At 45.1% G+C, this 19,550-nt stretch carries 17 protein-coding genes; 11 read left to right on the top strand and 6 right to left on the bottom strand.

Annotated elements, in window-relative coordinates; genetic code table 11:
* Positions 1 to 20 precede the first annotated feature (20 nt).
* Complete coding sequence (locus PNC201_RS10070; RefSeq protein WP_102056967.1) at positions 21 to 1,013, bottom strand: GlxA family transcriptional regulator; 993 nt, start codon at positions 1,011 to 1,013, stop codon at positions 21 to 23.
* Positions 1,014 to 1,130: 117 nt separating this feature from the next.
* On the opposite strand from PNC201_RS10070, the gene PNC201_RS10065 reads away from it, so the two are divergent.
* Positions 1,131 to 3,029 (top strand): beta-ketoacyl synthase, encoded by a 1,899-nt coding sequence (locus PNC201_RS10065; RefSeq protein ID WP_102056966.1) that lies wholly within the window; start codon positions 1,131 to 1,133, stop codon positions 3,027 to 3,029.
* Between the two features lie 99 nt (positions 3,030 to 3,128).
* Here the strand turns inward: PNC201_RS10065 and fghA are convergent, their stop codons facing one another.
* Together fghA and PNC201_RS10055 are read right to left on the bottom strand one after the other, a co-directional pair.
* Positions 3,129 to 3,971, bottom strand: coding sequence for an S-formylglutathione hydrolase (gene fghA, locus PNC201_RS10060; protein WP_102056965.1), 843 nt, complete (start codon positions 3,969 to 3,971; stop codon positions 3,129 to 3,131).
* A 56-nt stretch (positions 3,972 to 4,027) separates the two neighbouring features.
* Positions 4,028 to 5,149: an S-(hydroxymethyl)glutathione dehydrogenase/class III alcohol dehydrogenase gene (locus PNC201_RS10055; protein ID WP_102056964.1), complete on the bottom strand. Its 1,122-nt coding sequence runs from the start codon at positions 5,147 to 5,149 to the stop codon at positions 4,028 to 4,030.
* A 95-nt stretch (positions 5,150 to 5,244) separates the two neighbouring features.
* Here PNC201_RS10055 and PNC201_RS10050 point away from each other — a divergent pair, with 95 nt between their 5' ends.
* Positions 5,245 to 6,120: a LysR substrate-binding domain-containing protein gene (locus PNC201_RS10050; RefSeq protein ID WP_102056963.1), complete on the top strand. Its 876-nt coding sequence runs from the start codon at positions 5,245 to 5,247 to the stop codon at positions 6,118 to 6,120.
* Here PNC201_RS10050 and PNC201_RS10045 read toward each other — a convergent pair.
* Positions 6,107 to 7,765, bottom strand: coding sequence for a SulP family inorganic anion transporter (locus PNC201_RS10045; RefSeq protein ID WP_010605005.1), 1,659 nt, complete (start codon positions 7,763 to 7,765; stop codon positions 6,107 to 6,109). The two genes, PNC201_RS10050 and PNC201_RS10045, sit on opposite strands and share 14 nt — an antisense overlap.
* Positions 7,766 to 7,913: 148 nt before the next feature.
* Positions 7,914 to 11,321, bottom strand: coding sequence for a ribonuclease E (gene rne, locus PNC201_RS10040; RefSeq protein ID WP_102056962.1), 3,408 nt, complete (start codon positions 11,319 to 11,321; stop codon positions 7,914 to 7,916).
* Positions 11,322 to 11,931: 610 nt separating this feature from the next.
* On the opposite strand from rne, the gene rluC reads away from it, so the two are divergent.
* Together rluC and PNC201_RS10030 are read left to right on the top strand one after the other, a co-directional pair.
* On the top strand, positions 11,932 to 12,882 hold the full coding sequence (gene rluC / locus PNC201_RS10035; RefSeq protein ID WP_102056961.1) for a 23S rRNA pseudouridine(955/2504/2580) synthase RluC: 951 nt from the start codon (positions 11,932 to 11,934) through the stop codon (positions 12,880 to 12,882).
* Position 12,883: 1 nt separating this feature from the next.
* Positions 12,884 to 13,528, top strand: coding sequence for an HAD family hydrolase (locus PNC201_RS10030; protein ID WP_102056960.1), 645 nt, complete (start codon positions 12,884 to 12,886; stop codon positions 13,526 to 13,528).
* Here the strand turns inward: PNC201_RS10030 and PNC201_RS10025 are convergent.
* A complete protein-coding gene (locus tag PNC201_RS10025; RefSeq protein ID WP_010605001.1) occupies positions 13,514 to 14,116 on the bottom strand; it encodes a Maf family protein in 603 nt (200 codons plus the stop codon). The genes PNC201_RS10030 and PNC201_RS10025 overlap by 15 nt on opposite strands.
* Before the next feature lie 119 nt (positions 14,117 to 14,235).
* Here PNC201_RS10025 and yceD point away from each other — a divergent pair, with 119 nt between their 5' ends.
* The 7 genes from yceD to fabF all read left to right on the top strand — a co-directional run bounded on the left by yceD (position 14,236) and on the right by fabF (position 19,517).
* A complete protein-coding gene (yceD, locus tag PNC201_RS10020) occupies positions 14,236 to 14,760 on the top strand; it encodes a 23S rRNA accumulation protein YceD (protein WP_010374009.1) in 525 nt (174 codons plus the stop codon).
* A gap of 10 nt (positions 14,761 to 14,770) precedes the next feature.
* Positions 14,771 to 14,941, top strand: coding sequence for a 50S ribosomal protein L32 (rpmF, locus tag PNC201_RS10015; RefSeq protein ID WP_010374010.1), 171 nt, complete (start codon positions 14,771 to 14,773; stop codon positions 14,939 to 14,941).
* Between the two features lie 11 nt (positions 14,942 to 14,952).
* Positions 14,953 to 15,999, top strand: a complete 1,047-nt coding sequence (gene plsX, locus PNC201_RS10010; RefSeq protein WP_010605000.1) for a phosphate acyltransferase PlsX — start codon at positions 14,953 to 14,955, stop codon at positions 15,997 to 15,999.
* A 53-nt stretch (positions 16,000 to 16,052) separates the two neighbouring features.
* A complete protein-coding gene (fabD, locus tag PNC201_RS10005; RefSeq protein WP_102056959.1) occupies positions 16,053 to 16,979 on the top strand; it encodes an ACP S-malonyltransferase in 927 nt (308 codons plus the stop codon).
* Positions 16,980 to 16,992: 13 nt separating this feature from the next.
* Positions 16,993 to 17,739 (top strand): 3-oxoacyl-ACP reductase FabG, encoded by a 747-nt coding sequence (fabG, locus tag PNC201_RS10000; protein ID WP_102056958.1) that lies wholly within the window; start codon positions 16,993 to 16,995, stop codon positions 17,737 to 17,739.
* Positions 17,740 to 17,955: 216 nt separating this feature from the next.
* Complete coding sequence (gene acpP / locus PNC201_RS09995; protein ID WP_010374019.1) at positions 17,956 to 18,192, top strand: acyl carrier protein; 237 nt, start codon at positions 17,956 to 17,958, stop codon at positions 18,190 to 18,192.
* An 86-nt stretch (positions 18,193 to 18,278) separates the two neighbouring features.
* A complete protein-coding gene (gene fabF / locus PNC201_RS09990) occupies positions 18,279 to 19,517 on the top strand; it encodes a beta-ketoacyl-ACP synthase II (protein ID WP_102056957.1) in 1,239 nt (412 codons plus the stop codon).
* The last annotated feature ends 33 nt before the right edge of the window (positions 19,518 to 19,550 follow it).

The raw sequence follows: 19,550 nt of genomic DNA, 5'->3' as shown, positions 1-19,550 counted from the left end.
TGGTTTAACCTAGGGCCTGTTTACGAGAACAATTTCTTTCTTACTATTGCCCGATATGTGCTTGGTGATTTTCCCATTAAATGCCTAAACACTCTGCTTAATTGCCCTTGTGAATTAAATCCAGCAGCGAGGGCAATATCTTGAATGGAGAGATTACTGCTCGCGAGCAGCTCTTTACACATTTCAATACGCACCTGTTGTAAGTAGGCAACGGCGGTTTGTCCTGTTGCTTGTTTAAAGCGGCGGTTAAAGGTGCGATAACTCAAATCAAATTGCGCTGCGACAGTGGGTAAAGAGATTTCCGATGCGGCGTTATTTTTCAGCCAAAATTGAATTGCGGCAATTTGCTCATCAGCATGACGGTCCACAGCACCCTCTAAGTAGCGCTGCTCTTCGTAAGGCTTACGAATTTCATGAGAAAAGTTTTGCTGCACATGATGTGCGGCATCTATCCCGTACAGTAATTCAATAATATGAACAATTACATCGGCCAGCGCATTTAAGCTGGCTACAGTGTAGATCCGCTCTGATTGAGTGATAAAGTAATCCGGTTTTAATTCAACATTAGGGTATAGCTGAGAAAATTGTTTGGCAAAATGCCAGTGGGTTGTTGCTGAATGCCCGTCAAGCAGGCCAGAACTTGCTAAAAAGCAAACACCCGTACCTACACCTATTAGTGTGCTTCCTGCTCCCCATGCATCTGCAAGTGACTCACTCAGCGCTTGGTTTTGCCTTACAATTGGCCTTGGGTTTCGCCATATGCTTGGCACAATAATGTAGTCATATAAAGGCAATGAGCTAAAGTCACTTTGTGCCTCAAGTGTCAGGTAATTATCGGCGTTGACTGCCTCGCCTTGGCTGCTGCAAAGGAGAACTTCTAAAGGAACATAAGCCTCTTTTAGATGCACTTTAGCAAAGGCTTGTCCGGCTTTGAGCATTTCCAGCGGTAAGGTGACACTGGTAACGAGCATATGCTTGTAAAGCACAATAGCGACCTTTGTACAGGATTTCATCTGCTCCGACCTCTTTTATTTGGCGAAAAATGATTTATATGTGGCGTATTTTGTAAAAACTTAAATTCGAATGCAATTAAAATCAAGTCATTATCTTAGTTCAGAAGTAGGAACGACATGACAGCATTGCCAATTATTGTAGGAATGGGGGGTATTAACGCCGCGGGGCGCACCTCTTTCCATCAAGGCTACAAACGTATTGTACTTGATAAGCTAAATGCTAAAGACCGACAAGAGACCTATTTGGGCCTTGCGAGTTTAATGAACTTAGTGCGTTATGAAAATGGTCAGCTGATTGACCAAAACGACCAAGTCGTTCAAGAGGTGGAGATTGAGTCGCGTTTTGGTGAGCAGATCTTAGCGGGTACGTTGATCCGTAAAATTGAAAAAAACCATTTTGATGTAGATGCGACTCCTTGGCAGCAAAAGCTTACAATGAAAGCAAATGATGACAGCAAGATAGTATTCAGTTGCCGTAAACGTGACTTACCAGAGCCAGTTCCTGCAGCTTGGCAAGTGATTGAGCTTGATCCAAAAACGGTTGAAGTAACGATTGCGGACCAGGTTGAAGTTAAGCACGATAGCTTCAGAGACAACCCAATTAAAGCTGCAGGTCAATTACCAACAGGCTTTGAGCCGTCACTCATGTATAACAGCCGTTATCAACCACGCGGCCTTCAGGCAACTATTTTCGCTGCAACCGACGCTATCCGCTCAACGGGTCTTGAGTGGGACAAGGTAATGAACAGCGTACGACCGGACCAAATCGGCACTTACTCCGCCTCTGTGGCAGGGCAAATGAATGATGAGGGCTTAGGTGGATTAGTACGTAGTCGTTTACGTGGCGACAGAGTAAGCACTAAGCAGTTGGCGCTAGGACTCAACACCATGTCCACTGACTTTATCAATGCTTATGTTACTGGCAGCGTCGGCACAACGTTTACGACATCAGGTGCCTGTGCGACATTTCTATATAACCTCCGCGCTGCAGTGAATGATATTCAGGCTGACCGTACTCGAGTGGCGATTGTAGCCAGTGTTGAGTGTGCTATTACACCAGAGATCATCGAAGGCTTCGGTAATATGGGCGCACTCGCAAATGAAGAAGGTTTGCGTAAACTTGATGGTACTGAGCATGTAGATTATCGCAAAACAAGTCGTCCTTTTGGTGAAAACTGTGGCTTTACAATTGGTGAAGGGGCACAAGTGGCTATTTTGATGGATGACGCATTAGCACTGGAGCTTGGCGCGCAGATCATGGGCTCTGTGGCCGATGTATATGTCAACGCAGACGGCGTGAAAAAGTCGATTACGGCACCTGGACCTGGTAACTATATTACCATGGCAAAATCGGTCGCGCTGGCTCAGCAAATCGCAGGCACCGAGGCGTTAGTAAAACGCAGCTTTATTTTGGCACATGGCTCAAGCACACCACAAAACCGGGTTACTGAGTCGCTTATCTACCACAAAATTGCAGAAACTTTTGCGATTAATGGCTGGAAAGTGGCGGCGCCAAAAGCCTATGTTGGTCATACCATCGCACCGGCGTCTGGCGATCAGCTTGCGATGGCACTTGGGGTGTTCGAATACAATATTATGCCCGGGATTACCACAATCAATGCAGTAGCTGAAGATGTTCACGCCGAGCATTTAGATATTCGTACCGAGCACTATGAGTGCGAGCCAATGGATATCGCCTTTATAAATTCAAAGGGCTTTGGTGGTAACAATGCAACGGCAACCGTACTTTCTCCAAAGCTCACGAAGCAGCTACTAAGCAAGCGTTATAGCCAAGCTGAGTTTGCAAATTATGAGCAACAACTTGCCGTTACAACACAAAGACAAATTGCATATCAGCAAGCGGCCGATTATGGCCAATACGAGCTCATTTATCGTTTTGGCAATGGCATGATTGATGAGTCTGAATTGAATTTAAGTCAGCAAGAGTTAGCCATTCCTGGGTTCGAGCAAAGTATACAGCTTTGTCCAACGAATCCATACGGCGATTTAATCTGATGATTTGACACAAAGAATAATGTTAAGCAAGCAAGGCGTACAGGGAGTACGCCTTTTTTATTTTTAGCTTAGTGCTCAAAGCGCAAGCGGCAGTCAGGCTCATCTCATATAGTTAGCATGAAACTCAAGATGATTTTCAATAAAGCTCGAGATAAAGAAATAGCTATGATCGTAACCTTCATGCATGTTTAGCGTGATAGAGTAGCCTGCTTTTTCTGCAGCTTGTTCGAATAACCAAGGCTTTAACTGCTCGTCTAAAAACTGGTCACTTGAACCTTGCTCAATGAGTATCGGACGTTTCGTTGGACTAACATAGTGCGACAATAATTCGGTCGCGTCATATTGTAGCCAGCGCTGTTTGTCGTCCCCTAAATATCCTGTTAGCGCTTTTTGACCCCAGGGGCAGTTACTTGGGTTCACGATTGGACTAAACGCTGAGATACTCGTATAGGCATCAGGGTTTCTAAGCCCAATAATTAACGCACCATGCCCCCCCATGGAGTGACCACTAATGGCTTTTTGCGGACTAACAGGGAAGTGCGCTTCGATTAACTGGGGCAGCTCTTCGGTCACGTAGTCATACATTTGATAATGTTGACTATACGGTGCCTGTGTCGCATTGACGTAAAACCCCGCACCTAGACCAAAGTCATAAGCGCCATTTTCATCATCTGCAACGCCTTCTCCACGCGGGCTTGTATCTGGCGCGACAATAGCGATACCAAGCTCGTTGGCTTTTTTAAACGCGCCTGCTTTTTGCATGAAGTTTTCATCGCTGCAGGTTAACCCTGAGAGCCAATATAAAACCGGGACTTGTTGTCCCTCGTTGACAATTTCAGGTAAAAAAATGGCGAAGGTCATTTCACACTGTGTCGACTGGCTGGTATGTGTGTAGCGCTTATGCCAACCGCCGGATACTTTGTTGCTGGAAATCAGTTCCATCAAGTGCTCCTTAATTAAGCGAAATAGGACGCAACCTGTGCGTCCTTGAGCGGGTACTAGTAATGGATCACTGAGCGGATACTCTTGCCGTCATGCATTAAATCAAAGGCTTCATTAATATCTTCGAGCTTCATGGTATGAGTGATAAAGTCATTGAGTTTGAATTCACCAGCCATATAGCGTTCAACAATCTCAGGAAGCTCTGAGCGACCTTTTACGCCACCAAAAGCACTGCCGCGCCATACGCGACCGGTAACCAATTGGAATGGACGTGTTGAAATCTCTTGTCCAGCGCCTGCAACACCGATGATGACAGACTCACCCCAACCTTTGTGACAGCACTCAAGGGCACTTCTCATAACATCTACGTTACCGATACATTCGAACGAGAAATCCACACCGCCATCGGTCATTTCAACGATCACTTCTTGGATAGGTTTGTCGAAGTCTTTCGGGTTGATAAGATCGGTTGCCCCAAGCTTTGTCGCCAGCTCAAACTTATCTTCATTGATGTCGATACCGATGATCCGACTCGCGCCAGCCATTGCCGCGCCAATGATAGCGGACAAGCCGATACCACCTAGGCCGAAAATGGCGACGGTATCGCCTTTTTGCACTTTAGCGGTATTCATTACTGCGCCCATTCCTGTGGTGACACCACAGCCAAGCAAACAGATCTCCTCAAGAGGCGCTGCTTTGTTTACTTTAGCCAAAGAGATTTCTGGCAGCACAGTGTACTCAGAGAACGTTGACGTGCCCATGTAGTGATAAATTGGTTGGCCGTCTTTATAAAAGCGGGTTGTGCCATCAGGCATCAAGCCTTTACCTTGGGTTTCACGGATCTGCTGACAAAGGTTCGTTTTACCAGACTTACAGAACTTACATTCGCCACATTCCGGTGTGTACAATGGGATCACATGGTCGCCAACGGCAACGCTAGTAACGCCTTCACCAATCGCTTCAACAATACCTGCACCTTCATGACCTAAGATTGCTGGGAATACGCCTTCAGGATCGTCGCCAGACAAAGTGAAAGCATCGGTATGACATACGCCTGTTGCGGTGATTTTAACTAAGACTTCGCCTTTTTTCGGTGGCATAACATCAACTTCTTCAATACTAAGCGGTTGACCTGGGCCCCAAGCGATTGCTGCTTTAGATTTAATAAATTCAGACATGGTTTGTTCCTTTCTTAAAAGTTGAAAGCAGTATAACTACATTATGATTTTTGATAATCTATAAAAATCATAAAGACTTTTACGTATATGTAATAATGGATAGATGGATTGGCATTGATGAGTTTGTAGCGGTCGCGAGTAATGGCTCATTTAGTGGGGCTGCAACTCAGTTAAATACTTCGGTTGCGCAAATTAGTCGCCGTGTGAAAATGTTAGAGGAGCGGCTCAACATACAACTTTTGACGCGCACTACCCGAAAATTAGCGCTGACTCAGGAAGGTGAAGTGTTTTTATCTCATGCAAAGCATTTGCAGCATGGATTAGATGACGCCACTGCTGCAATCCGTCAACGTGATAGACAGCCAACAGGCAAACTTAAGCTTACCGCACCGGTAATGTACGGCGAATCTTATGTCATGCCAGCCGTGGTTGACTTTATGCGTTTGTATCCAAAAGTTGAGGTTGAAATGCATTTGACGAACAATCAAGTCGACTTGCTCGATAAGGGCTTTGACTTGGCAATTCGACTCGGTAAGTTACAGGATTCATCACTGCGCGCCAAACGGCTAACCACACGTAAAACCATGGTGTGTGGCGCGAATATCTATTTAAATCAATTTGGCCAACCGCATACGCTCGCTGAGCTTGGCAATCATAAATGTTTGATTGGCAATAGCAGCGAATGGCGCTTTGTTGAGCACGGTAAAACGCGACAAATTAAAGTGGCGGGCCCACTGCGTTGCAACAGTGGTTGGGGGCTCTTGGAAGCAGCAAAGCAAGGCTTAGGTTTGGTACAGTTACCACATTATTACGTGCAAGAGTCGCTAGAGAGTGGTGAGTTAACAGAGGTACTAACCAACTTTAGACCTGAAGAAGAGGGGGTCTGGGCGCTGTATCCACCCAGACAATTTGTCGCGACCAGCTTACGGTTATTACTGGATCACTTAAGTGCGCACTTTAATAAGTTTTAGCCATAGTATCAATGGCTTGACTGAGCGCTATCTCGCGACTATCACAAAATGCACGGTCGCCTAGACGGTCGTGAATGTTTAAGCGCTTGAGCTTATCGGTGGTCTCCAAATTCGGTGAATAGATAAACACGCTACAGTCAGCATCAAGCGCATCTGTAATCGCATTTTCAATGGCTAAGCCCACGGTGACATCAATCATAGCTACGTCGCTTAAATCTAATACCATGGCTTTGTATTCACTAATCTTGCGGTGTTGTCTTGCGATTGCTTTTGAGACGCTAAAAATCATTGGCCCGGAAAGATAAAAGAATAATAGTTTACCGTTGGCTTTATCTAACAGCTCGCTTTCCTTTTTTGTTAGTGGCACATCTTCATCGCTATCACTGTCGCTAATTGCTTTAACATGATTAGCTTGCACTCGGCTTAATCTCTCTATGATCATCACATTAGAGATAAATACGCCAAGGCCCACGGCAACAATCAGGTCAACAAAAACGGTAAGGAGCATTACGCCATACATAATCGCCATTTGACTGACACTAAGCTTATGAGCACGCTGGATAAAACTCCAATCCAGAATATTAAAACCAACATACACTGCAATACCAGCAAGCACCGCCATTGGGATTGGCTCGGTCAAACTGCCCGCGATAAAGACTACGGCCATCAAAATTAGTGCCCTGAATATGCCAGCGATGGGCGAGCGAGCGCCCACTTGAATATTGACCACAGTTCCCATCGTTGCGCCAGCACCTGGCAATGCACCAAAAAGGCCAGCTATCATATTGGCAATACCTTGGCCTCTGAGCTCCTTATCAGAATCATGCTCGGTTCGCGTTAAACTGTCGGCTATTACTGCTGTTAGCAACGTATCTATACAACCCAAAGTGCCCAGTACCAATGCGTCGATAAGCATTTCAACGAAGAGCTCTGGTGATAATACTGGCAACACAATACTTGGCAGGCCACTTGGAATTTCTCCGATGCGGCGAATACTATCGGTATCAAAAATAATAATTGAAAGCAGTGTAACGGCGACGAGTGCGACCAGTTGAGCTGGCACGTACTGGCGCCACTTACTTGGCATTTTGAATAAGATTGCAAGTGTGATCACCCCGAGGAACAACTCAGAAAAGTGTAAGTCCATCAGCAGGCTGGGCAAGTTAGACAAAGTGCCAACAACACCACCTGCAGGCGCTTGATGTCCAAGTAAAGGAGCAAGCTGCAAAATAATGAGGATAACACCAATACCAGACATAAATCCGGAGATGACGCTGTAAGGCATCAAGGTAACGTATTTACCTAACTTGAGCGTACCGAGTAAAACCTGAAAAGCACCTGCCATCATGACAACAGTAAAGCCCATCGCAAGACCATTTTCGGGGTACTTGCTCATCATGGCGGTGAGTACTGCTGTCATGATAACAGTCATTGGGCCGGTTGGTTCAGAAATGAGGGAGGTTGAACCACCGAACAGCGCGGCAAATAAGCCAACTAAAATTGCGCCCCACATCCCAGCTTCTGCGCCAGCACCAGAGGCAACACCAAAAGCGAGTGCGAGTGGTAAAGAAATAATTGCAGTGGTTACACCACCGAATAGGTCACCTTTTAAAGAGGCGTTTTTAAATCTCTTAAGTGTGATCATACTTTTGACTTTAACGATCAAAGAATTGACGGCATTCTACTGATAAATAACACGGAGTGCTACGAAGGACTGGTATTACCATTTGTCTGCTCAGTAAAATTCGGACACAAAAAAGCCAGTCTAAAAAGACTGGCTTTTCAATTACTGCTTAGTCAACCTGAGCAGGAGAGGCCATGTCGGCGCTTGCTCTGCCTGTTGGTGACTTAGAGCCAACACCTGATCCGCTATTCGCCACAGTCTGACGCTGTTCATGTGGCATCGCAGATGGTGTTTCTACCACGACATCCTCAATCACACTTTGTGCTTTTGTCATTGGCGCGGCAGCCGTTTGGTTGAAGCGTATACGGCTTTGTACTGAATTGCTGTTTACTACTTGTTGAGTAGGTGCTTCAACTGTTTCAGCGACTGGTGTATCTTCAGTTGAAGATTCAGTAACTGTTTCAGCAGCTGTTGTTTCCTCAACCGCTTCTGCTGCCGGTGCCTCGGCTGCTGGCTCCTGAACTTCAGGTGTTGCCTCAGTGTCAGAAGCCTGAGTTTCTTCTACAACTGCAGTTTCAGCCTCAACTTTTTCCTCTGTCGATTCAACTTGTTCAGCCTCTACTGTGTCAGCGATTGGCTCAGCTTTCACCTCTTTTGCTGCTTCTGGCGGCATAGCTTCTACTGCTTCTGCGACTACTTCGTCAGCGCTTGCGGATGTTTCGGGCTGTGCAGCTTGTTGCAATGGTGCTTCAGCAGTACTTGCCTCAACTTCTTTTACAGGCTCCGCTTCTTGCGCTGCATTTTCGTCAACCTGTGCTTCGGCTGGCTTAGTTTCGACATGCTGCTCTGCATCAGTGTGTGTCTCAGAAACTGTCACTTCTGCCGCTGGCGCATTATCTTCAGTTACCGCTTCAGGTGACAATTGAGTCTCAACTGTATTTGCTTCTTGCTGTACACCTTCTTGAACGTCAATGTCAGAAGAAGATTTTGCTTTTAGCTCTGCTTCGTATTCTGCAGCTGCTTGATCTGCAACGGGCACAAATGCAGCAGCTTGACCTTTTTCAGGCGTATCCTGACGACGGCGACGTTGACCTGCCGCTCTCAGATGACGCGGAGAACGTCTAGAGCGAGTGCGGCCTTCTTTATTTTCGTCATCATTTTGCGATTCTGAAAGTTCGGCAGATACCACCTCGGTAACATCGTTTTGTTCGTGGCGCTCAGTGTTAGCAGTTTCTTGCTGCTTTGCTTGAGCGTGTACGTCAGATTGTTCAGAAGGTGCTGCTACATGTTCGTTAGTTGCAGACTCTTGTTCTGATTTGTCAGCGACAGGTTTCGCTTTTCTTTGCCTTGGCTTTTGTTCAGCTTTAGAATCAGCTGCCGTTTTCGCTGGTTGTTCAAGCGGCTTTGCTTCTACTTTCACTTCTTCAGTGCTAGCTTGCTCTGACGTGTTAGTATCCTGCGCATTGGTTTCTTCCACACGTACCTTCTTGCGAAGATTACGTCTTTGTCTGCGTGGTTTTACTGTCGCTTCTTTAACTGGCGCGTCTTTAGCCTGAACCGTTTCAACGTTATCGTTTACAGGCTCCTTAGCTGGACGGTTTGCTTTGTCCTGATCTTGGCGCTTTCTGTTATTTGGACGACGGCGTTTGCGGTTATCACCACGTTGCTCGTTACTGTTGTTTTCGTCTTTCGATTCAACCGTTGTGTCTTTTTGTTGATCGTTACGACGGCGGTTATTGTTACGACGACGATTGTTATTATTGCGACGGCGATTATCACGGTTGTTATCGCGTGATGATTTTTCTTCAGAAGGCTTGTTTTCTTCTTGGTTATCGCTGTCACTAGCAAATAGGCTCTTGAACCATTGACCAATCTTTGCAAACAGGCTGGTGCCGTTTTGAGCAGGTTGTGCTTGTGGCTTACGCGTTTGTGGTTTTGCTGTTTGAGCTGGAGTAGGGGCTGGCGCAGGCGCCGGTGCTGGTGCATCAGGCATAACGACACCTTTTAACACAGGCTCCTCTTTCACAATCGCTTGAGCTCGAGCAATTTCAACGACTTCAGGCTCTGGCGCGGTGATCTGCTCATAGCTTGCAGCTTCTGTTGTTTCATCTTTACGCAACCTAACCACTTCATAGTGAGGTGTTTCTAGGTGTTGATTAGGGATGATAACAACGTGGCACTCGTGGCGCTTTTCGATGCGTTGTACAGAACGACGCTTTTCATTTAATAGATAAGCACCAACAGCGACAGGCACTTGGGCGTTGACCTGAGCGGTATTATCTTTGATCGCTTCTTCTTCGATTAGACGCAAGATAGACAAAGCAATGGATTCGTTTGAGCGAATGGTGCCTTGGCCGTCACAGCGTGGACACGTATGTTGGCTCGCTTCACCTAAAGACGGACGCAAACGTTGACGCGACATTTCTAATAAGCCGAAACGAGAAATCTTACCGATTTGCACGCGAGCACGGTCAGTACGAACGGCTTCTTTCAAGCGGTTTTCTACTTCACGTTGATGGCGAGGCGGAGTCATATCGATAAAGTCGATAACGATTAATCCACCTAAGTCACGTAAACGTAACTGGCGTGCAATCTCGTCAGCCGCTTCTAGGTTAGTATTCAGCGCAGTCTCTTCGATATCGCCACCTTTCGTCGCTTTTGACGAGTTGATATCGATAGAAGTGAGTGCTTCTGTTGGATCAATAACGATAGAACCACCTGAAGGCAAACGCACTTCACGCTGGAAAGCTGACTCAATCTGACTCTCAATTTGATAATGCGTGAATAATGGCACATCGTTTTGATAAAGCTTAACACGATTGATGAAATCTGGACGGAAACGCTCGATATGCGCTTTCGCTTCTTCAAAAACACGCGGTTTATCAATTAGGATCTCACCGATATCACGACGTAAATAATCGCGAATAGCACGGAAGATCACGTTACTTTCTTGGTGAATTAAGAAAGGTGCTTTACCGCTATTTGCTGCGTTTTGGATTGCGTCCCAATGAACAAGTAACGCTTTAAGGTCGTACTCTAGTTCTTCGAAAGATTTACCTACGCCCGCGGTGCGTACGATAAGACCCATACCTTTAGGTACGTTTAAGCGACTCAATGCTTCTTTAAGCTCAATGCGCTCGTCACCTTCGATACGACGTGAAATACCGCCAGCTCTTGGGTTATTTGGCATTAATACCAAGTAGCTACCAGCGACGCTGATAAACGTTGTAAGTGCCGCACCTTTTTGACCACGTTCTTCTTTATCAACCTGAACGATGACTTCTTGACCTTCTTTGATCACGTCTTTGATGTTAGGACGACCATTGAATGTGTAGCCATCTGGGAAATACGTTTTAGCGATTTCTTTTAAAGGAAGGAATCCGTGACGCTCAGCGCCATAATCAACAAATGCGGCTTCTAGGGATGGTTCGATACGGGTAATTTTACCCTTATAGATATTGGCTTTTTTCTGTTCGTGACCAGGGCTTTCTATATCTAGATCGTATAGACGCTGGCCGTCAACCAGTGCCACGCGCATTTCTTCTTGCTGCGTTGCATTGATCAGCATACGTTTCATATTGTAATTCTCTACTTAATTATTTACAGCGCCTGATACGTCTTGCCAGCGACAGCGTGCTACACCTTGGATGTTCCTATTAAATGATGCAGTCTCACGACTGGGGGAAAGGGAACATATTCACAGTTTCCGCTTTAAATCAGGGTAAAATCACTGATCCATCGTTCGCTCTTTGCACGTTTATTCGTTTCACAAAGTAGTCATGCACGGGGCAAGTTGAGCTTGGTTTGCCAAGCTTAGCTATCACCATCTTTTGACTTGATTGCTTTGTGGTTATTCACGAGTTGCGGCCTGCTATGCACGGGTATTACTGCAACTGTGGTAAACGTATCAGACAAATTTTAATTTCTTGCTTTTTGGTTTGTTCATCGTGTCCAGTCATTAAACGAAATATTACGCGCTTCGCATTGACTGTTCGCACGTGTTTATCTTAGATGTATGATAAAAGCTTTGGAAATATTAGCTCTAATCTGTATGATCTGCCATCCAAGATGTGCATCACGATATTGTTTTTGCGATAAAAAGCACCTCGCAAAAATTTGCGGCCTGATTATCCCACTAATAATGTCGAGATAGCAACTAAATTATTACTCAAATCAGTGATTAGGCAATGTCAGAGAAACCCGCATTACAAGTTAGCTTCGTTACCGTGACGGAAGACCAAGAAGGTCAAAGGATCGATAACTTTTTAGTTACGCATTTGAAAGGGGTGCCAAAAAGCGCCGTATATAAAATTCTTCGTAAAGGGGAAGTGCGCGTAAACAAAAAGCGGGTGAAGCCTGTATATAAACTACAAATCAATGATGAAATCCGTATCCCACCTGTGCGTGTTGCGGAGAAAACAGAGTTTGTGCCTAAAAATCTAGATAAAGTCGCAAACTTAGAAGATGCCATTCTTTATGAAGATAAGCATCTGATAGTTATAAATAAACCAGCCGGTATGGCGGTACATGGTGGCAGCGGCTTAAGCTATGGCTTAATTGAAGCATTAAGAGCATTACGCCCACAAGAGCAAAGTTTGGAGTTGGTGCACCGTTTGGACCGCGACACATCGGGTTGTTTGTTGATTTCAAAGCGCCGCGCTGTGCTTAAAGGACTTCATGAGCAGCTAAGAGAAAAGACCATGGAGAAGAATTACCTTGCGCTGGTTTCAGGGCAATGGGATGCCAAACATAAAAATGTCACCGAACCGCTACGTAAAAATACCTTAAAGTCAGGTGAGCGAGTGGTGCGAGTGGATCATGAGCAAGGCAAGCCTTCTCATACTCGTTTTAGAGTCGTCGAGCGTTTTGAGTCCGCAACTTTAGTGCAGGCGTCACCAGTAACAGGCAGAACGCACCAGATCCGAGTGCATACTCAATGTAAAGGACATCCGATTGCGTGTGATGATAAGTATGGCGATCAGGTGTTTGATGCCAAAATGCGTGAAGTGGGATTAAATAGGCTGTTTTTGCATGCCAAAGAACTCAGATTTATGCACCCAAAAACAGAAACGACACACCATGTAGAGGCGCCATTGGATGGGGCTTTGGAAGCATGCTTAGTTAAATTAAGGAAGTAACATGCGTTATAAGTGTGTAATTTTCGACTGGGATGGTACCGTCATGGACTCTGTGCCAAAAATCGTAAACACCATTCATCAAGCTGCTGAATCTTGTGGAATTGCACCCGTCAGTAACGAAGCGGCGAAAAGTATTATCGGCCTGTCTCTCGATAAAGCGATACTGACACTTTTTCCAAATCATGAAGACAAATTAGCGTCTTTAATAGCGGCTTATAAGTATATCTATAAACATCAAGATAAAACTCCAGCGCCTCTATTTGAAGGCGCTGAAACACTTTTAAAGCAATTACATGGCAATGGAGTCAAAGTTGCGGTTGCAACAGGAAAAAGCCGAGTCGGGCTTGACCGTCTGATGACAGAAAGCGGGTTGAGTGATGTTTTCGTCACGACACGGACAGCATGTGAGGCGGAGTCTAAACCGCATCCCGATATGTTGCTTCAGATTTTGGCTGAACTAAATGTGGAAGCTACAGAGGCTGTCATGATAGGCGATACGATAATTGATATGAATTTAGCGGAGAATGCAGGCATTGACGCGATCGGCGTCACTATGGGTGTTGCAACAAGAGAGCTGTTATCGCAAACATCGGCTGCCCATATTTGCGATAACTATCATGACTTGTCTAACCTATTGTTGGCCTGATTGCTCAGCGAGCACATCAATACCAAATGTGAGCAGTGTTTTAGTGAGTTGAATAAGGGGAAGGCCAATCAGGGTATTGGGGTCTTCTCCTTCAAGTTTATCAAACAGACAGATCCCTAATCCTTCGCTTTTAAAGCTTCCAGCACAGTTGTAAGGTGTTTCCGCATCACAATAGTTACTGATCTGTGCTTGGGTAAGTTGGCGAAAGTAAACGTAGAACGGTACTACTTCAGTGACCGTTTTGCCGCTTTCAATGTCGAAAACGGTTAAACCAGTCAAAAAAGTCACGCGATTATTACTAAATAGGCTTAGTTGCTTAATCGCGTTCTCTTTATTATGCGGCTTTCCTAGGATCTCACCGTTGAACAGCGCGACTTGGTCTGAACCAATCACCACACCTTGTTGATATTTTGCTATTGCTGCTTTGGCTTTTGATTCGCTCAACCGTGCAACAAGTTGCTGCGCTGATTCACCTTCGAGTGTTTGCTCATCTACATCCGGTGAAAAAGATGCAAAAGGAAGCATTAATTTTTTCAAAATTGACTGCCTAAATGGCGAACTTGAGGCTAGAATAAGGGGCGTTTTCATGAGATTTTTATCTTTGTGACAACATTGCCAACAGGATAATGCGCAATAACGCGAAAAACAAAGGGAAAGTGTATTTTTACTTTGACTAACACAGTAACTATCTATATGATGCAGCCCCTATGCAAAAGGTGAAAATTCCCATCACTATTGATCCATGCAGAGCAGCGCAACGTCGAGCATCTTATGACGGTGTTGTAATGCTTGAAGAACTTTCTCGATTGCAGCAAGTTGTGCGTGATCAAAATAGTGAAATAGCGGTAGACATTCATTTCAACATCGACGAACAAGGTTTGGTTGTTGTGCAAGGCAAAGTCCGAGCCCATCTAACTGTTGTATGTCAGCGTTGTAATGATGAATTAGGGTTGGATTTGGAACAAGACTTTGCGTATTCGCCAGTCGGATTAGGTGCAGAGTCGGATGATCTTCCCGAGCGTTATGATGTGTTGGAACTGGATGAAGAGGGTGAAGTTAATCTAAGACAAATCGTCGAAGATGAACTGCTACTCGCGATTCCGATAGTCCCGACGCATGATGAAGCACTATGCTCTTATTCTGATAAGCCAAAGAGCTTTGGTGAAATTGAAGCAGAAGATAGCAAACCAAATCCATTTGAAATTTTGAAACAACTTAAGAAAGATTCTTAGGAGAAGGCTAATGGCGGTACAAAAAAGCAAGAAGTCACGCGCACGTCGTGGTATGCGTCGTTCACACGATGCGATCAGTGGACCAGCTCTAACTGTAGATCAGGTTTCTGGCGAGACTCATCGTCGTCACCACGTGACTGCTGACGGTTACTACAAAGGCGTTAAAGTAATTTCTAAGTAAGAGATTACTTTATGCTGACTGATCTAACCATTGCGTTAGATATGATGGGGGGCGATTACGGCCCCCGTTCATCTATCCCCGCAGCCATCGCTGCTGTGCTTAAGCACCCAAATTTAAATCTAATCCTCTGTGGTAATCAGCAAGTTATTGAAAGTGCTTTGACTAAAGCAAATATGCTGGATCATCCAAGACTCAAAATTAAACACTGTAAAGAAGTCGTCACTAACGGTTGTGAACCTGCCTCTGCACTTAGAAATAAAAAGCAGTCTTCAATGCGTATTGCGCTTGATTTGGTGAAATCTGGCGAAGCGCAGGCTTGTGTAAGTTCAGGCAATACAGGTGCGCTCTTTTTTATGGCCCACTATGTGCTAAAAATGTTGCCTGGCATCAAGCGTCCCGCGTTAATTTCAGCCGTTCCAACAGAGAAAAAACAGCCCGTTTATCTGCTTGATCTTGGTGCGAATGTGCATTGTGACCCTGAGACCCTCTATCAGTTTGGTATTATGGGCTCAATCGTGGCTGGAGAGGCATTAAATATTCCTTCACCTAAAGTGTGCTTGCTAAACATTGGCTCTGAAGAAATCAAAGGCCATGATGGTATCAAGCAAGCTGCAAAATTAATGAAATCCTCATCTGTTATTAATTATCAAGGCTATTGTGAGGGGAGCGATATGTTCTCTGGCAAAGCCGATGTTATTGTGTGTGAGGGATTTGTCGGCAACGTTGCCTTGAAAACCTGTGAAGGGATTGCCAAACTCATCATGCATAAGTTTAGCAAAGCGTTAAAAAAGCACTTTTTTTATAAAGCGTTGGCCTTTTTACTTCGACCCGTTATAAAAAAATTGTATAGAAGGGTGAACCCCGACCAGTATAACGGTGCAAGTCTGGTAGGATTGCGCGGTATTGTTGTGAAAAGTCACGGAAATGCCACAACTAAGGCATTTTTAGCCGCGATTGAAGAAGCTGCGCAAGAAGTACAACGTAAGATCCCTGAAAAGATCCAAACGGTGTTTGCTCAGGTCGACACAGAAAAACAACCGTCAGGTCCGCATCCCTAACACTGCTAAGTGACATGAGGACGTGGCGACAACAGAGAAAATAAGAGCACAATATGTCACAAAAAATCGCATTATTTTTCCCAGGGCAGGGCTCACAAAGCGTGGGCATGTTATCTGAATTATTAGCATCTTCTGACATCGTTAAAGCGACGTTCGCTGAAGCGTCAGAAGCACTAGGCTACGATTTAGCCGAACTTGTGCTAAATGGTCCTGAAGAAGAATTAAACCAAACGCACCGTACTCAACCAGCTTTATTGACCGCAAGTGTCGCTACCTTTAGAGCGTGGCAAGAGAAAGGTGTTGAAGCTGAACTGACGTTAGCAGGCCATAGTCTAGGCGAATACTCTGCATTAGTATGTGCAGAAGTATTAACCCTTGCAGATGCCGTTAAGTTAGTTGAAAAACGTGGTTTATACATGCAAGAAGCAGTTCCTGCTGGTACGGGTTCAATGGCGGCAATTATTGGTTTAGATGATGACGTGATTGCTAAGGTGTGTGCCGAATCTGCACAGGGGGATGTTGTTTCGCCGGTAAACTACAACTCACCAGGTCAAGTGGTGATTGCGGGTCATGTTGAAGCAGTAAATCGAGCCTCTGAAGCGTGTAAAGAAGCAGGAGCTAAACGCGCATTACCACTTGCAGTTAGCGTTCCATCTCATTGCGCATTAATGAAACCAGCAGCTGATAAATTAGCTAAAGATCTTGAGATACTCGCTTTTTCAGAGCCAAAGTTTGACGTGATTAACAATGTTGACGTTGCTGTTGCAAAAGATGCTGCAGCAATAAAAGATGCGCTTATTCGCCAGCTTTATAGTCCAGTAAGATGGACTGAAACTGTACAAGCGGTTGCAAAAGAAGGTGTTACAACAACTTTTGAGTTCGGCCCTGGTAAAGTGATTTCGGGTCTTGTCAAACGCATCGACCGCTCAGTGTCGTGCGTGTCGGTAAATGATTTAGCTGCCATTGCAGCAGCAGAATAATAACGAGAGTATTATGAGTAATTTATTTTCTTTAGAAGGAAAAGTAGTACTAGTAACGGGTGCTAGCCGAGGTATTGGTAAAGCAATCGCTAACGCCTTAGTGGCACAAGGTGCAAAAGTTGCGGGTACTGCAACGAGTGAGTCTGGAGCAGAGCGTATCTCTGAGTATCTAGGCGAAAGTGGTAAAGGTTATGCGCTAAACGTGACAGATGCCGACTCAATCGCAGCAACTTTGGATGCAATCAAAGCAGACTTAGGTGATATCGATGTGTTGGTAAACAATGCTGGTATCACTCGTGATAACTTGCTGATGCGCATGAAAGATCAAGAGTGGGATGACATCATCGATACTAACTTGTCATCCATTTTCCGCTTATCAAAAGCGGTACTTCGCCCAATGATGAAGAAGAAAAATGGCCGTATCATTAACATTGGTTCAGTAGTGGGCACTATGGGTAATGCGGGTCAAGCTAACTATGCTGCTGCAAAAGCGGGCGTAATTGGTTTTACAAAATCATTGGCGCGTGAGGTTGCATCTCGTGGTATTACGGTAAATACTGTAGCACCGGGCTTCATTCAGACAGACATGACGGATGAGCTAACTGATGAGCAAAAAGCAGCGACTTTGGCGAATGTACCAGCAGGTCGTTTAGGTCAGCCTGAAGAAATCGCAGCGGCTGTGGTTTATTTAGCATCAGATGTGGCAGCTTATGTTTCTGGTGAAACTTTGCACGTAAATGGTGCGATGTACATGGTTTAACCCGCTAAGATCACAAATCAATTGAAATTTTTGTGATCTTGTCGACAACGTACTTGAAATCGTCACGAAAATAGGCGATAAAAAGATCCAAAGCTTTGTAACAGGTTTGACCAGAAAAAAAAGTACGGGTCAATCCTTGAATCCCAGAATGATGCGTCGTAAACTGCGCCGCAATCTGAAAATTAACGCAGTAGCGTTTAAATAAAGGAAAGAAGAATGAGCGACATCCAAGAACGCGTAAAGAAAATTATTGTTGAACAACTAGGTGTTAAAGAAGAAGAAGTTAAATCAGAAGCGTCTTTCGTTGATGATTTAGGTGCTGACTCTCTAGACACTGTTGAGCTTGTAATGGCGCTAGAAGAAGAGTTCGATACAGAAATCCCTGATGAAGAAGCTGAGAAAATCACTACTGTTCAGGCAGCTATCGACTACGTTACTGCTCACGCTGAGTAACTAGCTTTTCTATTAGGGCAGCACTCGCTGCCCTAACTCTTTCTAGACCCCCCAATTATTATAATAATCCCTTTTTGGAGGACACCGTGGCTAAACGTCGAGTCGTAGTAACTGGCTTAGGTATGTTGACGCCGCTGGGTAATGATGTTGCATCTACCTGGCAGGGCTTATTAGAAGGCCGTAGTGGTATTCGCAATATCACGCATTTTGACACAGAAGGTTTCGGGACTAAGTTTGCTGGTTTAGTGAACGACTTTGATGTCACTGAGTACATTTCCCCTAAAGATGCTAAAAAAATGGATGTTTTCATCCAGTATGGTATCGCTGCAGGTGTACAGGCTTTAAAAGACTCAGGTCTTGAAGTTAACGAAGAGAATGCCGCTAGAGTTGGTGTGGCCATCGGCTCTGGTATCGGTGGTTTGACGCTAATTGAAGAAAACCACATTAAGCTATTAAATAGCGGTCCACGCAAGCTTTCTCCGTTTTACGTTCCGTCTACCATTATCAATATGATCTCTGGCCACTTGTCCATCATGCATGGCTTGAGAGGTCCAAATATTTCGATTGTGACTGCATGTACAACTGGCCTTCATAATATTGGCCATGCGGCACGTATGATTGCGTACGGCGACGCGGATGCGATGGTAGCAGGCGGTGCTGAAAAAGCGTCAACGCCAATTGGTATGGGTGGTTTTAGCGCGGCTCGTGCGCTTTCTACACGTAACGATGATCCGCAAGCGGCTTCTCGCCCTTGGGATAAAGACCGTGATGGTTTTGTGCTAGCTGATGGAGCCGGTGTGATCGTACTGGAAGAATATGAACATGCGAAAGCTCGTGGTGCGAAGATCTACGCTGAACTGGTTGGCTTTGGTATGAGTGGCGATGCATATCACATGACATCACCACCAGAAGACGGTGCAGGTGCTGCACAGGCCATGGTTAATGCATTGAATGATGCAGGGATCAATGCAGAGCAGGTTGGCTATATCAACGCACACGGCACTTCTACTCCAGCGGGTGACGTTGCAGAGACGCATGCTGTTAAGTCGGTATTTGGTTCTGCGGCAAAAAATGTGATGGTGAGCTCGTCTAAATCAATGATGGGTCACTTACTTGGTGCTGCAGGCTCAGTTGAATCAATTATTTCGATTCTTGCGCTGCAAGACCAAAAAGTAACGCCGACCATTAACTTGGATAACCCAGATGAAGGCTGTGATTTAGATTATGTGCCTCATACTGCCCGTGATGCGAAACTAGAGTACACTTTGTGTAACTCGTTTGGTTTCGGTGGAACAAACGGTTCGTTGCTATTTAAAAAGGTGTAGATCAGCCTTAGTAATTTGATAGCAAAGTAGGTT

It is taken from the genome of Pseudoalteromonas sp. NC201 (assembly GCF_002850255.1).
GTDB lineage: Bacteria > Pseudomonadota > Gammaproteobacteria > Enterobacterales > Alteromonadaceae > Pseudoalteromonas.
This window is presented reverse-complemented; position numbering and strand designations above follow the sequence as displayed.

Excerpts from the sequence above, each read along its gene's own strand:
- plsX (WP_010605000.1), top strand. The coding sequence starts at position 14,953 with ATGCTGACTGATCTAACCATTGCGTTAGATATGATGGGGGGCGATTAC.
- PNC201_RS10045 (WP_010605005.1), bottom strand. The coding sequence starts at position 7,765 with ATGATCACACTTAAGAGATTTAAAAACGCCTCTTTAAAAGGTGACCTA.
- PNC201_RS10050 (WP_102056963.1), top strand. The coding sequence starts at position 5,245 with ATGGATAGATGGATTGGCATTGATGAGTTTGTAGCGGTCGCGAGTAAT.
- rpmF (WP_010374010.1), top strand. The coding sequence starts at position 14,771 with ATGGCGGTACAAAAAAGCAAGAAGTCACGCGCACGTCGTGGTATGCGT.
- rluC (WP_102056961.1), top strand. The coding sequence starts at position 11,932 with ATGTCAGAGAAACCCGCATTACAAGTTAGCTTCGTTACCGTGACGGAA.
- PNC201_RS10025 (WP_010605001.1), bottom strand. The coding sequence starts at position 14,116 with ATGAAAACGCCCCTTATTCTAGCCTCAAGTTCGCCATTTAGGCAGTCA.
- rne (WP_102056962.1), bottom strand. The coding sequence starts at position 11,321 with ATGAAACGTATGCTGATCAATGCAACGCAGCAAGAAGAAATGCGCGTG.
- fabD (WP_102056959.1), top strand. The coding sequence starts at position 16,053 with ATGTCACAAAAAATCGCATTATTTTTCCCAGGGCAGGGCTCACAAAGC.
- yceD (WP_010374009.1), top strand. The coding sequence starts at position 14,236 with ATGCAAAAGGTGAAAATTCCCATCACTATTGATCCATGCAGAGCAGCG.
- PNC201_RS10065 (WP_102056966.1), top strand. The coding sequence starts at position 1,131 with ATGACAGCATTGCCAATTATTGTAGGAATGGGGGGTATTAACGCCGCG.
- PNC201_RS10055 (WP_102056964.1), bottom strand. The coding sequence starts at position 5,149 with ATGTCTGAATTTATTAAATCTAAAGCAGCAATCGCTTGGGGCCCAGGT.
- fabG (WP_102056958.1), top strand. The coding sequence starts at position 16,993 with ATGAGTAATTTATTTTCTTTAGAAGGAAAAGTAGTACTAGTAACGGGT.
- fghA (WP_102056965.1), bottom strand. The coding sequence starts at position 3,971 with ATGGAACTGATTTCCAGCAACAAAGTATCCGGCGGTTGGCATAAGCGC.
- PNC201_RS10030 (WP_102056960.1), top strand. The coding sequence starts at position 12,884 with ATGCGTTATAAGTGTGTAATTTTCGACTGGGATGGTACCGTCATGGAC.
- PNC201_RS10070 (WP_102056967.1), bottom strand. The coding sequence starts at position 1,013 with ATGAAATCCTGTACAAAGGTCGCTATTGTGCTTTACAAGCATATGCTC.
- acpP (WP_010374019.1), top strand. The coding sequence starts at position 17,956 with ATGAGCGACATCCAAGAACGCGTAAAGAAAATTATTGTTGAACAACTA.